Below are 15,099 nucleotides of genomic sequence, written 5' to 3' on the forward strand. Positions count from 1 at the left end.
GTATGTGCATGTGAGCTAGACTTGAACCTGATGGGTAATGTTGGATTGCTTCCAGGGCAGGCTGGTCCGCTCGATGATGTCGATGACGTAATAGAGGACGAACCCCATGATCATCAGCGTGAACAGCCCGACCCACACGGTGTTGAGATCGTAGAGGCTGGAAGCCGTGTAAATCAGGTGGCCGAGCCCGCGCTGCGACGAGATGAATTCGCCGACCACCGCGCCGACCAGCCCGAAGCCGATATTGATCCGGAAGGTTGCGATGATGGACGGCAAGGTCGACGGCACCACGGCCTTGAAGAACACCTGATGCTTGTCCGCGCCCATCGAGATCAGCAGCGATTGCAGATCGACATCGGCATCCTTGGCGGCCTGGTAGGCCGCGATCAGCGCCACGATCGCGGTCAGCGAGACCGATAGCGCGACCTTGGAAACGAGGCCAGTGCCGAACCACAGCACCACGATCGGCGCCAACGCGATCTTCGGCACGCTGTTGATGGCGACGATAAAGGGCTCGACCAGCCGCGCCACGAACACCGAGTACCAGAGCGCGAGCCCCAGCAGCGATCCAAGGATGGTGCCGATAACGAAGCCGAGAATGGCCTCGAACAGGGTGTACCAGGTGTCCGACAGCAGATCGCCGCTCATGATCATCTTGAAGCCATCGGCGAAGATCCCGAATGGCGACCCCACCAGGAAGGCGGAGATCCATCCCATCCGCACACCGATCTCCCACACAGCAAAGAATGCGATCACCGCCAGCGCCTGCAGCGCGGTGCGGCCGAGCGTGGTGTCGAAGCTGGCGCGGCGGCGCCGCGCGCGCGGTTTACGCTTCGGCAGGGGAGCTGCGCCGGGCATGGTGAGGGTCACGCGGTTTTCTCGGTCTGGATGTCGAGTTCGGCGCAGAGCGCGTGGAAATAGCCCGAGAACCTGGTGTCGCTGCGCGCCGCGATCGGGGAGGCGGCGGCGATATCGATGTCGTGCACGATCTTGACGCGCGCGGGCCGGCCGCTGAGCACGACCACGCGCTTCGACAACGCGACCGCTTCGTCGATGTCGTGCGTCACCAGGATTACGGTCTTGTGGTAGGTCTCGACCGCGTCCTTCAGCACGCCTTCGAGATAAAGCCGCGTCTGGTAGTCCAGCGCGGAGAACGGCTCATCGAGCAGGAGAATATCGGGGTCCATGATCAGCGTGCGGATCAGCGCCACGCGCTGCCGCATGCCGCCGGACAGCGTCTTCGGATAGGCGTTCTCGAATCCGGCGAGGCCGAACCCCTTGAGATATTCCCGCGCCTTGCCTTCAGCCTCGGTGCGGTCGACGCCGCGCGTCTCCAACCCCAGCAGCACGTTGCCGAGCACGGTGCGCCAGGGAAACAGCAGGTCCTTCTGCATCATGTAGCCGACGCGGCCGCGCAGGCTCTCGATGTCCTGGCCGAGATACTGCATCGCGCCGGAGTCGGGCTCGATCAGGCCGGCGATGATGTTGAAAATCGTGGTCTTGCCGCAGCCGCTCGGCCCGATGATGCTGACGAAGTCGCGCGCGTTGATGTCAAACGACAGGTCGTCAAGGACGCGGACCTCGCCGGCCTTGCCCTGGAAGGATTTTCGGACGTTTCGAACGCTTAACTGGACTTGACTGGGCTGCATCGCAGGACAGCCAACGCAACTTGTATGCCACACGCCAAGGGGCGGAAAGCCGTGCTGTCATGGCGCTAAAGCCGGTTTACGCTGTGCCGGCCGGGGCATGGCGCCGGGGCCGTGCGCAAAAACTCCTCAGCCCGCTGCGAAATTATGCATGACAGGCTGACGATAACAGCCGCGTGAGGACCGCCGGGCCAAGCCATCGGACGTCCTGTGCGCCCCTGAGAAGGTGCGTTTTCGTCTGCCTGACCGGAACCGCGCGCCGGGCAGGGCCTCTTGGCGGCTCTTGCGGTCACGAAATGTGGCCACCATTTGACATCAGAGGATTTTAGCCATGTTGGACTTTACCCGAGATACCATCGACGACTTCTCATCATCAAACCCGCCGGAACCCGCTTCCGAGGCCGCTCCCGCCAACGACCAGGCTTTGCTTGACGCTTATTCCAATGCGGTGATCAGCGTCACCGAACGCATTGGGCCGGCCGTCGTGCGCGTGGAGACCGGCTCGAAAGAGCCGGGATCGCGCGAGCGTGGCGGGCTCGGCTCCGGCATCGTCATTTCGCCCGACGGGCTGGTGCTGACCAACAGCCACGTGGTCGGCTCGTCAAAACAGATCAGGCTGCGGGATAATGAGGGCATTGTCACCGATGCGCGTGTGCTCGGCGTCGATCCCGATACCGACCTCGCGCTGCTGCGCGCCGATGGCGTGCGCGACCTGCACTACGCGTCGCTGGGTAATTCAAAGAGCCTGCGCCGTGGCCAGCTCGTGATCGCGATCGGCAATCCCTTGGGGTTCGAGTCCACCGTCACTGCCGGCGTGGTCTCGGCGCTCGGCCGCTCGATCCGCTCGGCGAATGGCCGCACCATCGAGGATGTGATCCAGACCGATGCCGCGCTCAATCCGGGCAATTCCGGCGGACCGCTGGTGTCGTCGTCGGCGGAGGTGATCGGCATCAACACCGCGATCATCAGCGGCGCGCAGGGCATCTGTTTTGCCGTTGCCAGCAACACCGCGCAATTCGTGCTGTCGGAGATCATCCGTCACGGCTATGTGCGGCGCGCCTATATCGGCGTGTCCGGGCAGAGCGCGCCGGTTCCGCGGCGGCATGCGGTGCTCGCCGGCGTCGACAACAAGATGGGCGCTCTTCTGATGCAGATCGAGCCGGATACGCCGGCGGCACAGGCCGGCTTGTTGCCGGGCGATGTCGTCATCCGTCTCGATAATGTCGAGATCAACGGCGTCGATGATTTGATCCGCACGCTGGATCGCGACCGCATCGATCGCAAGCTCAAGATGGATGTGCTGCGGTTGGGACGTCTGCGCGAGATCGACATTCATCCGATCGAACGCAAGCGTTCAGCGCGCTAGGCGGCTCGTACCAACACAAAAAGGCGGCCGATCTGGCCGCCTTTTCTCTGCTTTTTCTCTGCCTTTTTTCTTGCGTCGCTCTAAAGCCGATTACTGGCAAAGATGCCGGCGGCCGTCTTCGCCACGAAAATAAGTGCCGGGCTGGCAGACGAAATCGCCGTTGCCATAATAGGGAGCGGGCGCGTAACCGCCGTCGGTATCGTAGGCGTAGGAGTCGCCATAATCCGGGCCATAGCCGCCGTAGTAGCCGAGGCCACCGAGCGCCGCGCCGGCAACTACGCCAGCCGCAATCCCCGGTCCGAAACCGCCACGACGGAATCCACCGCCGTGAAAGCCACCACCGTGGAATCCGCCGCCGCCCGCGAAATGCGCGCCGCCACCACCCATGTGGCCGCCGCCACCACCATGTCCGCCGCGTGCGAGTGCCGGCGATGCCGCAGCTAATGCAATTGCTAGACAGGCCGCGCCTATCGTCTTGAATTTTGTCATGACCATTCTCCTGCTTTCGTTGTGGAGAGAACGGCCCGCCGTCGCGAATGTTCCTGACGTGGACGCCTTGTAATGCGGCAATTGATCGGAATTAGGCGCGTAAAAAGGGGCGGCGATATCTGAACAGGTCGCGCCGATCGGAGACCCGTTAACGCTAAATGGAGCCGATTCTCCGAAAAGATCATGCCTGACAGAGGCAGGCGAACGGACGGCGTGGGCCTATACACCTATAAAATCAGGCCTTCAACTGGCTAAAATCACGCAAACCCTATAAATATAGGGGGCGGCGGCGTTGCGAATCGTCTACCGATGATGGCCCGAGGGGGTGGCCACGCCGCCAACAAAGCTGTGTAGATCGCGGGATACGCGGTTTTTGCAGGTTTTTCTAAATACTGTCGCGTGACCCGAATCACACTTAAAGGAGAGAAAATGGCTGTACAGATGACCAAATCGCAGTTGATCGAGAAGATCTCTGGCGAAACCGAAGTAGCGAAGAAGGACGTCAAGGGCGTGCTCGAGACGCTGGCGAGCGTCGGCTACAAAGAGCTGAAGAAGAACGGTCTCTTCCTGGTTCCCGGATTTGCCAAATTCGTCGTGATCAAGAAGCCCGCCACCAAGGCTCGGCAGGGCACCAACCCATTCACGGGCGAGGCCATGACCTTCAAGGCCAAGCCGGCCCGCAAGATCGTCAGGGCGCGCCCGGTCAAGGCTGCGAAGGACGCGGTTTAAGTGTGAAAGGCCCCGCAAGGGGCCTTTTGCATTAAGGGGGGACGTTGAGGGGGCGGACGGCCGAAATGAGCCCGCGCCTGCTTCTATTGTCTGTCGCGATGGTTCTTTGAGATGCGCGACCATCCCCTCCGCTCCGGTGCGCTATTCTTATGTCAATAATGCTCCTGATCCCCGCCAGCGGGGATCAGGATAGCAACGTCCTTGGCGCAGGAATCCCTTGGCGCCGGCATCGGCCCAGATCTCAAGAAATACAATTAAGAATAGCTGAAGAACCAGCCTCCTCACCGGGGACCGGGCAGATGTATCCCGGTGCCGCGCTGCTATGCTGCACGGGCACGGCCCAACAAGAAATTTCGCCGGGAGAGGGGACAGGAGATGGCACTCTCGCAGCCGAGCGTCCCGCGCGATCCCAATTGGACTCGCCTTCATCAACAGCATCGGCACGGTCGGTGGTTTTGCCGGACCTTCGATGATGGGCTGGCTGAAGGAGTTTTCCGGCTCCTACGTCTTCGGGCTTACCGCGTTGGCCGCGATCATGGTCGCGGCCGCCGTGGCATCGATGTCGATGAAGCTTGTCGTGTCGAAGGAATAGAAGCCGGGCACGGCGGGCGAAGTCAGGTCTTCCGTCCGTAGTTCAGCAGCCCGCCTTTGCCCTTTGGCGGATGGGCGCGAAGCCCGTCCTCGTTGGGCTCGGTGCCCCAGCCGGGCCGGTCGGGCATGACGAGATAGCCGTCCTTGATTTCGGGCACGTGGGTGAACAGCTCGTGGTCCCAGGCGAGGCGATCGACATCGGTCTCCATGATCCGCAGGTTCGGCACCGCTGCGCTGAAATGCGCGTTCATCATGGTGCAGAGATGGCCGTAGAAATTATGCGGGGCGACGTTGACTTCGCAGGCCTCCGCGGCGGCCGCGATCTTCATCGATTGCCACACCCCGTTCCAGGGCGTGTCGATGATCGCGACATCCATCGCCTGCTCGCGAAAGTAAGGCAGGAATTCGCGCAAGCCTGTCAGCGTCTCACAGGACGAGATCGGGTGCGGACTTTGCCGCCTGATATAGCCGAGCGCTTCCGGGCTGAAGGTGTCGATCTCGATCCAGAACATGTCGAGGTCGGCGATCTCGCGCAGGATCTTGAGATAGCCTTCGGTCTTCGCATTGAAATTGAGATCGAGCAGGATGTCGACATCGGGCCCGGCGCCGTCGCGGATGGCTTCGAGATGCATGCGCAAGTCGCGCAACACCTTGCGGTCGACGTTGATCTCCGGCTCGAACGGCGAGCCGAAACCCGGCCGCCAACCCTGCGGCTTGCCGCCGTCATAGGTAAAGATGTTGGTCTTCAGCGCCGTGAACTTTTTCTCGCGGACCTCGCGGCCGATCGCTTTTACGCCATCGAGATCGGTGATCTCCGGCTTGTACCAGCTCGGATGATTGATGCGCCACGTCGCGCAATGCGACCAGTAGACCCGGATGCGGTCGCGGATCTTGCCGCCGAGCAGTTCATAGCAGGGTACGCCGAGCACCTTGCCCTTGACGTCGAGCAGGGCGTTTTCGATCGCGCCGAGCGCCTGTGCAATGACGCCGCCGGTGCTGGGACGGGTGGCCGCAAAAAGTTCGGCGTAGATGCGCTCGTGCTGAAGCGCGTTCTGCCCGATCACGCGCGTCGACAGCCGCTCGATCGCCGCACCGAGGCCGGGTGAACCAAAACCTTCGTCGAATTCGCTCCAGCCGACCACGCCGTCTTCGGTGGTGATCTTGACGAAGTGATAGTTTCGCCAGCCGGCGTCGCACGCCAGCGTTTCCACGCTGCGCACCTTGGATATCCCGGGCATAACGTTTCCCCTTATGTTTTTATTTTTTTGTCGTCACTCAGCAGCCTGAGCGCGTCGCTCGTCGAGCGGCACCACCTCTGCCGAGGCTGGCTCCCGCATCTTGTGCACCATGCTGAACACAACCGGGACAAACATCAAGGTCGCAACCGTCGAAAACATCAGGCCGCCGATCACGGCGCGGCCGAGCGGGGCGTTCTGCTCGCCGCCTTCGCCGAGGCCGAGCGCCATCGGCAGCATGCCGATGATCATCGCCAGCGCCGTCATCATGACCGGGCGGATACGGACGAAGCCGGCTTCCAGCGCCGCGGCGATCGGATCGCCCAGATATTCGTAACGCTCACGCGCAAAGCTGATCACCAGCACGCTGTTGGCGGTGGCGACGCCCATGCACATGATCGCGCCGGTGAGCGCCGGCACCGACAGCGTGGTCTGCGTCGTAAACAGCATCCAGACGATGCCGGCCAGCGCCGCCGGCAGCGCGGTGATGATCACAAAGGGATCGGACCACGACTGGAAGTTCACCACGATCAGGAGATAGATCAGCACCACGGCGCCGAGCAGTCCGAACAGCAGGCCGGAGAACGAACTCTCCATGGTCTGCACCTGGCCAACCAAAGCGACCGAGCTGCCCTTGGGCAATTCATTGGCAGTTTCAGCGATCACCTTGCGGATATCGGCCGCCACCGCGCCGAGATCGCGCCCCTGCGGCGTGGCGTAGATCTGCACCATCGACTGGATATCGTATTGCGACACGACCGCGTTGGAGGTCGACCGGGTGATGTTGGCGATGCCGCCGAGAATGACCGGCGTCTGCATGCCCTGCGCGGTCATTGGCAGGGTTTCCAATGCGCTCAGCGAATCCAGCTGGTATTGCGGCGTCTGCATCACGATCGAATAGGACACGCCGTTATTGGGATCGAGATAGTAGGTCGGCGCCACCTGGGAGCTGCCGGCCAGATTCACCACCATGCTGTTGGCGACATCGCGTTCGGTCAGGCCGACATATTGCGCGCGGGTGCGATCGACATCGACATTGAAGCTCGGGCTTCGCGCCGATTGCTGAATGCGCGCGTCCGCGACGCCGGGAATGTGGCGGATTTTCGTGAGCAATTTGTTGGCATAGCCGAAATTGCCGTCGAGATTGGCGCCGCGAACTTCCAGATCGATCGGCGCCGGCGCGCCGAAATTGAGAATCTGGTTGACGATATCGGCCGGCAGGAACGCGAAAATGTCGCCGGGGAATTGCGCGGGCAGTTTTTCGCGCAGCGCCTTGACGTAGCCGTCGGTCGGCTCGTGACCTTCCTTCAGCTTGATCTGGATGTCGCCGTCCTGCGGGCCGATCACGCCGGTGTTGTTATAGGTCATGTTGATGCCGCTGATCGGCATGCCGATATTGTCGGCGATGGTCTCGATCTCCTCGGGCGGGATTACCGTGCGAATGGCTTTCTGGATGTCGGCAAACTGATTGGCGGCATCTTCGACGCGGGTGCCGACCTGGGTCCGCACATGCATCAGGATCTGGCCGGCGTCGACCGAGGGAAAGAAGTTACGGCCGAGATACGGCACCAGCAGGAACGACACGGCGATAAAGCCGATGAAGCCGATCACGAATGCCGGCCGGTGCATCAGCGCGATCCCGAGCAGGTCGCGATAGGCGCTGCGGAACCGCTCGAAGCCGGCCTCGAACGCCCGCTGAAACCGCACCAGCGGATTGCGGGTCGGCGGAGGCCCGTGTTCGCCGTGATGCACGTGCGGGTGCAGCAGATATTTCGCCATCGTCGGCACCAGCGTGCGCGACAGGATGAACGACCAGACCATGGCGAACATCACGGCTTCCGCCATCGGCACGAACAAAAAGCGCGCGATGCCGGTCAGGAAGAACATCGGCACGAACACGATGCAGATACACAATAGCGACACGAACGCCGGCACCACGATCTGGTTGGCGCCGTCCAAGATCGCCTGTTCGACTTCCTTGCCCTGTTCGAGGTGGTAATTGATATTCTCGATCGTCACGGTGGCTTCGTCGACGAGAATGCCGACCGCGAGCGCAAGCCCGCCCAGCGTCATGATGTTGAGCGTCTCTCCGATCGCCGACAGCATGATGATGGAGCCGAGCACCGCGAGCGGGATCGAGGTGGCGATAATGATGGTCGAGCGCCAGCTGCCGAGAAACAGCAGGATCATGACGCTGGTCAGGAGCGCTGCGATGATGCCTTCACGGGCGACGCCGGTGATCGCGCCGCGCACGAACAGCGACTGATCGCCGATGAAGCCGATCTTCAACGAGTCCGGCAGCGAGGATTTGAACTCCTGCACCTTCTGCTTGATGCCGGCGATGATATCAAGCGTCGAGACCGAGCCCGCTTTCAGCACCATCATCATCACCGAGCGGTTGCCGTCGACATGCACGATGTTGGTCTGCGGCGGATTGCCGTCGCGAATGTTGGCGACGTCGCGCACATAGACCATGGCGCCGTTGACGGTCTTGATCGGGAGGTCGCCGAGTTCCTGGATCTTCGACGGCGAATTGTTGAGCTGGACGGTATATTCGAAAGATCCGATCTTTTCGGTGCCGACCGGCGTGATCAGGTTTTGCGCCGCCAGCGTGTTGGCGACATCCTGTCCTGACAGCCCGCGCGCCTGCAATGCGGACGCATCAAGATCGATCTGGATTTGCCGTTGCTTGCCGCCGTAAGGGTAGGGGATGGCGGCGCCAGGCACCGTCACCAGCGGCGTGCGCAGCTGGTTGATGCCGATATCGGCGAGGTTCTGTTCGGTGAGGCCTTCGCCCGACAGCGCGAGCTGGATGATCGGCACCGTGGATGCGTTGTAGTTCAGGATCAGCGGCGGCGTCGCGCCCGGCGGCAATTGCTTGAGCAAGGTCTGCGAGATCGCGGTGACCTGGGCGTTAGCGGTGCGGATATCGACATTGGGCTGGAAGAAAATCTTGACGATGCCGAACCCGTTATAGGAGTTCGCGACGATGTGCTCGATGTCGTTGACCGTGGTGGTCAACGAGCGCTCGAACGGGGTGGTGATGCGCCCCGACATCTGGTCGGGCGGCAGGCCGGTGTATTGCCAGACCACGCCGATGACGGGAATCCGGATGTCCGGGAAGATATCGGTCGGCGTGCGCAGCGCGGCAAGCGGCCCGATGATCAGAATAAGCAGCGCGAGCACGACAAAGGTGTACGGCCGCCCGAGGGCAATTCTGACGATGGCATTCATTCGTGCGCTTCTCGATCAATCGCGAAACAGCGGTTGCGCTGCAAAACTCACGCCGAGAGTTTCTGGCATCGCGCGAGAAGGTTTTCCAATCACTAAGTTCTCATCCAATTCGTGAGCGAATTACTTTTTCGTAATATTGATCGCCTCAAAAGCGAGCTTAATCGAGGTTAACCCCGGCAACGATACCACACGCCGTCATCGCCCTGGAAATAACCGGGCATCGGGTTATGTGAACGATATCGGCGCGTGCAATAAATTGGACCAAAATGCGATCCGCCTGACAGCGTGGACCCGATTATTCCGGCCGCCCCCAGCCAGGCGAGGCCGGGTCTGGCGGCGAAATCGCCTGGAAAAACGCCATTAGCCTGAAAATCGCGCGTGTCGTCACGATTGTCATAATACCAGGCCGTGGGAGGCGTATCCCTGCGCAGGAAGGGTTCGTGGGTGCTCTGCGCAAGCACCGGTGCTGCGCCCGCGGACGACAGGATCATTGCGGCTGCGATCGATGCTCTCAGTTTGCTCATGACAGCGCCATCAGTTGCAACATGGCCGGTTCGTCCCCCAATCGCCTTTCCAGCCGTCAAGCTTGCCGCGCCGGAATTGCAAATAGAGTCCGTCCCTCCGATCCGATAGCGCGCTGCCTTTCACGTTAGGCAGAGCGAGAAACATTTCGTTGCCGGGACGGCCCCTGACGTAAATCAATTGTGTGCCCAGCGCCTGCGAGGCCTCGTCCGCGCTCATGCCGAATGTCAGCGGCGTGTTGTTGGCAAGCTGCGCATGGGCGGGCGCCAGCGCGCTGCCTGCCATCGTGACCATCAGGATCGCTGCCGCACCAAAGATCATTCCCCGCATGGCAGAGCCCCTCACGGTTGCGGTTGTGGCGGCAGGGAGGCCAGCTTGCCGTCCGGCGTCCATCCGCCACCGAGCGCCTGGAACAGGCTGCTGGCGGCCAGAAGCTTGGTCAATCGCACCTGCGCCAGCGTGTTCTCGGCCGTGAGCAGGGTTTGCTGGGTCTGCAGCACCGTGATGAGGTTGACGGTGCCGGCGCGCAATTGCGTCTCGGAGACGTCGAAAGCCCGCTGCGAATTTTTCACGGCTTCGATCTGGAGCCGTTCCTGCCGGGTGAACTGCGCCAGCGCGACGAGGGCCTTCTCGACATCGCTGAAGGCCGACAGCACCGCCTTGCGATAGGCCTGCAGGTTTTGCAGTTGCACGCCCTTGGCCTGCTTCAACTCGCTCTCGAGCAGGAAGCCGTCGAAGATCGGCTGGGTCAGTCCCGCGGATAGCGTGTAGAACCAGGCGCCCGGACCAAACAGCGAGGCAAGTGCGGCACTCTGCACGCCGGTCGTCGCCGTCAACTGGATCTGCGGAAAGAATGCGGCGCGCGCCGATTCGACGCTGAAATTGGAGGCGGCGAGCTGCGCCTCGGCCTGACGAACATCCGGCCGCTGATAGAGCAATTCGGAAGGAAGGCCGGGCGTCACGCGCGGAACGGAGATCGAGGTCAGCGTTCCGCCCTTGACGTTGAAGTTCGCGGGCGCGCGCGCCATCAGCAGCGCGAGCGCCACGATATTCTGCCTCAACGTCACTTCGAGCGGCGGGATCGCCGCGCGTTCGGTCGAGACCAGCGCTTCCTGTTGCGACAGGTCGAGCTGCGAGGCCGTTCCGCCGTTGAACTGCTGCTGGATCAGCGCCAGGATGCGCTCGGCGGCGGCGAGATTGCGGCGCGCGACCGCGAGTTCGTCCTGCGCGGCCAAAACCTGGAAGTAGGTGTTGGCAACCGTGACGATGGTGGTGAGCGTCACCACGTCGCGATTATACCGGGCCACTGTCGCGCTTTCTTCCGCTGCATAGAGCGTCGCGCGATTCTTGCCCCAGAAATCGATCATGTAGCTCGCGGTGAGGCCGGTGTTGAACTGGTTGAAGGTCGAGGCGCCGCCACCACTGCTGACACTGCCAAGCCCGCTGCTAGTGCTACTGCTACTGCCGCTCTGCGATCCGAAATGCTCGCGCTCGGCGGTCGCCGTGCCGGTCACCGATGGCAGCAGCGGAGCTCCCTGAACCCCGACCTGCGCATCGGCCTGGACGATCTGGGCCACGGCTACCGCGATGTCGAGGTTGAAGATCTGCGCCTGCTCCATCAGCGAGGTCAGTTCGGCGGAGCGGAATCCGCGCCACCAATCCAGCGCCGGGACGGCGGCATCAGGCGCGCGCGACGACGCTTCGTGATAGGCGGCTGGAACTTCGAGATTAAGTTCGGGGCGCTCGCTGCCGAGAATACAGCCCGACAATTCCGGCGCGAGCAGAAGCACGGCGAGGGCCGAGGCGATACGGACCTTGCCGCCGGATCGCGCAAACCAGAAGTGTGACTTCGGCGCAAGGTTACTCATGGGCCACCGGCTCGAGCTGCGACTTCAATTGTGTCCTGCGTTGCGGCGTCCGCAGAAAAGACATTGCTTCGATCCCCACATCGCACAGGGCTCGTTCAAGCGCTAGGCCTTTGCCTTTGATAGCCGTTGTTGTTGACATCTATTCGCCCGGTTGCAGCCTGGCGACCGGTGCCACACCCCTGAGCCTCTGGGCCCAGAGGCGGAAGCGATCCATGTACAGATAGATCACCGGGGTGGTGTAGAGCGTCAGCACCTGGCTGAGGAGAAGGCCGCCGACGATCGCAATGCCGAGCGGCTGGCGAAGTTCGCCGCCATCGCCCATGCCGATCGCAAGCGGAAGCGCGCCGAGCAGGGCGGCCATGGTCGTCATCATGATCGGCCGGAAGCGCAACAGGCAGGCCTCGTAGATCGCGTCAAAGGAGCTGAGGCCGCGCCCGCGCTCGGCCTCGAGCGCGAAATCGATCATCATGATCGCATTCTTCTTCACGATGCCGATCAGCAGAATGACGCCGATCAGCGCCATGATGCTGAATTCGACGTGGAACGCCATCAGCGCCAGCAGGGCGCCGACGCCGGCGGACGGCAGGGTGGACAGGATCGTCAGCGGATGCACGTAGCTTTCATAGAGCACGCCGAGCACGATGTAGATCGTGACCAGCGCTGCCAGAATCAGGAAAGGCTGGTTGGCGAGCGAATCCTGGAACGCCTTCGCCGTGCCCTGGAAGGTGCCGCGAATCGTGGCGGGCACGCCGATCCGGTTCATGGTGGCATCGATGGTGGCGACGGCGGTGCTGAGCGAGACGTTGGGCGGCAGGTTGAATGAGATAGTGTTGGCGACCAGCAGGCCCTGATGATTGACGGCCAGCGGCGTCGCACCTTGCGTAAACTTCGCGACCGCGGACAGCGGAATCATGGTTTCCTGGTTGGTGGAAACGGCCGAGCCGGTCGAGGCCACGCCTTTGCCGGTGGCGCCGATCGAGTTGGTGGCGAGGTTGCGGGCGGCTTGCGCATTGGCGGAATTGGCCGAGGATGATTGCCCCGGCGCGGTGACGGTTCCCGCGACCGCATTGGTCGCCTGCGAGCCGCCGACCGAGGCGCCGGATGTGCTGACATAGACGTCCTTCAGCGTTTCCGGATTTTGCCAATATCGCGGCGCCACTTCCATGATCACGTGATACTGGTTGCGGGCGACATAGATGGTCGAAACCTGGCGCTGGCCGAACGCGTCATAGAGCGTGTTGTCGATCTGGCTGACGGTGATGCCGAGCTGGGCGGCCGCGTCGCGGTCGATCACGAGGTCGGATTCAAGCCCCTTGTTCTGCTGGTCGCTATTGACGTCGGCGAGGTTGGGCTCTCGTTGCAGCGCCGCGGCGATCTTCGGCGACCACTCGTTGAGTTCCTCCAGCGTGGGACCCTGCAGCGTATATTGATACTGCGCGTTGCTGGCCCGGCCGCCGACGCGGATGTCCTGCACCGCTTGCAGGAACAGGGTTGCGCCCGGCACGACTGCCATCTCGCGCCGCAGCCGCGCAATCACGCCGTCGGCGGAGACGTGGCGCTGGTTGAGCGGATACAGAGAGACGAACATGAAGCCGGAATTGGTCTGGCCGCCGCCGGTGAAACCGACGACCGCTTCAACGGCCGGGTCCTTTTTGATGATGGAGACGAACTGCGCCAGCTTCTGCTGCATCAACTGAAACGAAATGCTTTGGTCGGCCTGGATCGAGCCGATCAGACGCCCGGTGTCCTGCTGCGGGAAGAAGCCTTTCGGGATGACGTCGTACAGGTAGAAATTGAGGCCGAAGACGACCGCGAGGATCAGCATCGTCGTCGCCGGATGCTTGAGCGCCGATGTCAGCGAGCGCCGATAGAGATTGAGCATTCCGTCGAAGAAGCGTTCGCTGATCTGATAGAGCCGTCCGTGCGGCCGGCCGGTCTCGCCGCGCAGCAAGACGGCGCACATCATCGGCGTGGTCGCCAGCGAAACCGCAAGCGAGATCAGGATCGCGATCGAGATCGTCATCGCGAATTCACGGAACAGGCGGCCGACAATGCCGCCCATCAGCAGGATCGGGATGAAGACGGCGATCAGCGAGATGCTCATCGACAGCACGGTGAAGCCGACTTCGCTGGCCCCCTTCAGCGCGGCATCCAGCGGCGTCATCCCGTCCTCGATATGGCGGGTGATGTTTTCGAGCACCACGATGGCATCGTCGACGACGAAACCGGTTGCGACAGTGAGCGCCATCAGCGAAAGATTGTCGAGGCTGTAGCCCATCAGGTACATGGCGGCGAAGGTCGCGATCAGCGATACCGACACCGCGACCACAGGGATGAAGGTGGCGCGCAGGTTCCGCAGGAACGCGAACACCACGACGATGACCAGCAATACCGCAAGGATCAGGGTGCGTTCGACATCGCGCAGCGAGGTGCGAATGGTGGTCGAACGGTCGGCTGCCGCCTCGACGTCGATAGCCGGGGAAATCGAAGCCCGCAGTTGCGGCATCAGCGCCATCACCCGATCCACGGTGCTGATGATGTTGGCGCCGGGTTGCCGATAGAGAATGATCAGGACGGCCGGCTTGCCGTTGGCGAGACCGGAATTGCGCAGGTTTTCCACGCCGTCGGTAACCTCGCCGACATCGGAAAGATGCACCGGCGCGCCGTTTCGGTAGGCGACGATCAGCGATTGGTAATCGGCCGCCTTGTTGGCCTGGTCGTTGGAGTAAATCTGATAGCGCTGCTCGCCAACGTCGATCCCGCCCTTTGGACTGTGCGCATTGGCGCTCGACAGCGCGGCGCGCACGTCCTCCAGCCCGATGCCGTATTTGTAGATCGCCTGTGGAATGAGATCAACGCGCACCGCGGGCAGCGAACTGCCGCTGACGCCGACTTCGCCGATGCCCTCGACCTGCGACAGTTTTTGCGCCAGCACGGTCGATGCCGCGTCATAGAGGTCGCCGCGCGAGGCCGTGTCGGATGTCAGGGTCAGGATCAGGATCGGGGCGTCGGCCGGATTGACCTTTTTATAGGTCGGGTTGGACCGGAGGCTGGTCGGCAGATCGGCGCGGGCGGCGTTGATCGCGGCCTGCACGTCACGCGCGGCGCCGTCGATGTCGCGGTTCAGTCCGAACTGCAGGGTGATGCGGGTCGAGCCGACCGACGAAGATGAGGTCATCTCGGTGACGTCGGCGATCTGCCCGAGGTGGCGCTCGAGCGGGCTGGCCACCGTCGTGGCCACATCCTGTGGGCTGGCGCCCGGCAGGGTTGCCTGCACGGAAATGGTCGGGAAATCCACCTGCGGCAGCGGTGACACCGGCAGCTTGAAAAACGCCACGGCGCCCGCCGCCGCGAGTCCGAATGTCAGCAACGTCGTTGCGACCGGCCGGCGAATGAATGGTGTTGACGGGCCCATTTCG

General features: G+C 62.4%; 12 protein-coding genes. 3 read left to right on the top strand and 9 right to left on the bottom strand.

What is annotated here, in order from left to right; all coding sequences use genetic code 11:
• Positions 1-15: 15 nt before the first annotated feature.
• The gene (locus BLV09_RS36125; RefSeq protein ID WP_244548922.1) at positions 16-870 is read right to left on the bottom strand and encodes an ABC transporter permease; all 855 of its coding nucleotides are present in this window, start codon (positions 868-870) and stop codon (positions 16-18) included.
• Complete coding sequence (locus BLV09_RS36130; protein WP_146690822.1) at positions 867-1,649, bottom strand: ABC transporter ATP-binding protein; 783 nt, start codon at positions 1,647-1,649, stop codon at positions 867-869. The genes BLV09_RS36125 and BLV09_RS36130 overlap by 4 nt, the downstream gene beginning before the upstream one ends.
• A 328-nt stretch (positions 1,650-1,977) precedes the next feature.
• Here BLV09_RS36130 and BLV09_RS36135 point away from each other — a divergent pair, with 328 nt between their 5' ends.
• Positions 1,978-3,012, top strand: a complete 1,035-nt coding sequence (locus tag BLV09_RS36135) for a S1C family serine protease (protein ID WP_146690823.1) — start codon at positions 1,978-1,980, stop codon at positions 3,010-3,012.
• Positions 3,013-3,102: 90 nt separating this feature from the next.
• Here the strand turns inward: BLV09_RS36135 and BLV09_RS36140 are convergent, their stop codons facing one another.
• Complete coding sequence (locus BLV09_RS36140; RefSeq protein WP_146690824.1) at positions 3,103-3,501, bottom strand: hypothetical protein; 399 nt, start codon at positions 3,499-3,501, stop codon at positions 3,103-3,105.
• 429 nt (positions 3,502-3,930) lie between these two features.
• Between BLV09_RS36140 and BLV09_RS36145 the strand changes: the two genes are divergently transcribed.
• Positions 3,931-4,230, top strand: a complete 300-nt coding sequence (locus BLV09_RS36145; RefSeq protein ID WP_100383068.1) for an HU family DNA-binding protein — start codon at positions 3,931-3,933, stop codon at positions 4,228-4,230.
• 469 nt (positions 4,231-4,699) lie between these two features.
• Positions 4,700-4,822 carry a hypothetical protein gene (locus tag BLV09_RS38555; RefSeq protein WP_283806818.1) on the top strand — a complete coding sequence of 41 codons (123 nt, stop codon included), beginning with the start codon at positions 4,700-4,702 and terminating at the stop codon, positions 4,820-4,822.
• A 22-nt stretch (positions 4,823-4,844) separates the two neighbouring features.
• Here the strand turns inward: BLV09_RS38555 and BLV09_RS36150 are convergent, their stop codons facing one another.
• From BLV09_RS36150 to BLV09_RS36175, 6 genes are all read right to left on the bottom strand, one after another.
• Entirely contained in the window at positions 4,845-6,059 is a 1,215-nt protein-coding gene (locus BLV09_RS36150; RefSeq protein WP_146690825.1) for a mandelate racemase/muconate lactonizing enzyme family protein, read from the bottom strand.
• Between the two features lie 33 nt (positions 6,060-6,092).
• Complete coding sequence (locus BLV09_RS36155; protein WP_100383066.1) at positions 6,093-9,290, bottom strand: efflux RND transporter permease subunit; 3,198 nt, start codon at positions 9,288-9,290, stop codon at positions 6,093-6,095.
• Positions 9,291-9,457: 167 nt separating this feature from the next.
• Entirely contained in the window at positions 9,458-9,814 is a 357-nt protein-coding gene (locus BLV09_RS36160; RefSeq protein ID WP_146690826.1) for a BA14K family protein, read from the bottom strand.
• Positions 9,815-9,824: 10 nt separating this feature from the next.
• Complete coding sequence (locus BLV09_RS36165; protein WP_146690827.1) at positions 9,825-10,142, bottom strand: hypothetical protein; 318 nt, start codon at positions 10,140-10,142, stop codon at positions 9,825-9,827.
• An 11-nt stretch (positions 10,143-10,153) separates the two neighbouring features.
• On the bottom strand, positions 10,154-11,680 hold the full coding sequence (locus BLV09_RS36170) for an efflux transporter outer membrane subunit (protein WP_146690828.1): 1,527 nt from the start codon (positions 11,678-11,680) through the stop codon (positions 10,154-10,156).
• A gap of 139 nt (positions 11,681-11,819) precedes the next feature.
• Positions 11,820-15,095 carry an efflux RND transporter permease subunit gene (locus tag BLV09_RS36175; RefSeq protein ID WP_146690829.1) on the bottom strand — a complete coding sequence of 1,092 codons (3,276 nt, stop codon included), beginning with the start codon at positions 15,093-15,095 and terminating at the stop codon, positions 11,820-11,822.
• Between the last annotated feature and the right edge of the window lie 4 nt (positions 15,096-15,099).

Source organism: Bradyrhizobium canariense (assembly GCF_900105125.1).
Lineage (GTDB): Bacteria > Pseudomonadota > Alphaproteobacteria > Rhizobiales > Xanthobacteraceae > Bradyrhizobium > Bradyrhizobium canariense_A.

Bases quoted from the DNA above. Each gene is read 5' to 3' on its own strand.
- BLV09_RS38555 (WP_283806818.1), top strand. From the start codon at position 4,700: ATGATGGGCTGGCTGAAGGAGTTTTCCGGCTCCTACGTCTTCGGGCTT.
- BLV09_RS36170 (WP_146690828.1), bottom strand. From the start codon at position 11,680: ATGAGTAACCTTGCGCCGAAGTCACACTTCTGGTTTGCGCGATCCGGC.
- BLV09_RS36165 (WP_146690827.1), bottom strand. From the start codon at position 10,142: ATGCGGGGAATGATCTTTGGTGCGGCAGCGATCCTGATGGTCACGATG.
- BLV09_RS36150 (WP_146690825.1), bottom strand. From the start codon at position 6,059: ATGCCCGGGATATCCAAGGTGCGCAGCGTGGAAACGCTGGCGTGCGAC.
- BLV09_RS36145 (WP_100383068.1), top strand. From the start codon at position 3,931: ATGGCTGTACAGATGACCAAATCGCAGTTGATCGAGAAGATCTCTGGC.
- BLV09_RS36140 (WP_146690824.1), bottom strand. From the start codon at position 3,501: ATGACAAAATTCAAGACGATAGGCGCGGCCTGTCTAGCAATTGCATTA.
- BLV09_RS36130 (WP_146690822.1), bottom strand. From the start codon at position 1,649: ATGCAGCCCAGTCAAGTCCAGTTAAGCGTTCGAAACGTCCGAAAATCC.
- BLV09_RS36135 (WP_146690823.1), top strand. From the start codon at position 1,978: ATGTTGGACTTTACCCGAGATACCATCGACGACTTCTCATCATCAAAC.
- BLV09_RS36155 (WP_100383066.1), bottom strand. From the start codon at position 9,290: ATGAATGCCATCGTCAGAATTGCCCTCGGGCGGCCGTACACCTTTGTC.
- BLV09_RS36160 (WP_146690826.1), bottom strand. From the start codon at position 9,814: ATGAGCAAACTGAGAGCATCGATCGCAGCCGCAATGATCCTGTCGTCC.
- BLV09_RS36175 (WP_146690829.1), bottom strand. From the start codon at position 15,095: ATGGGCCCGTCAACACCATTCATTCGCCGGCCGGTCGCAACGACGTTG.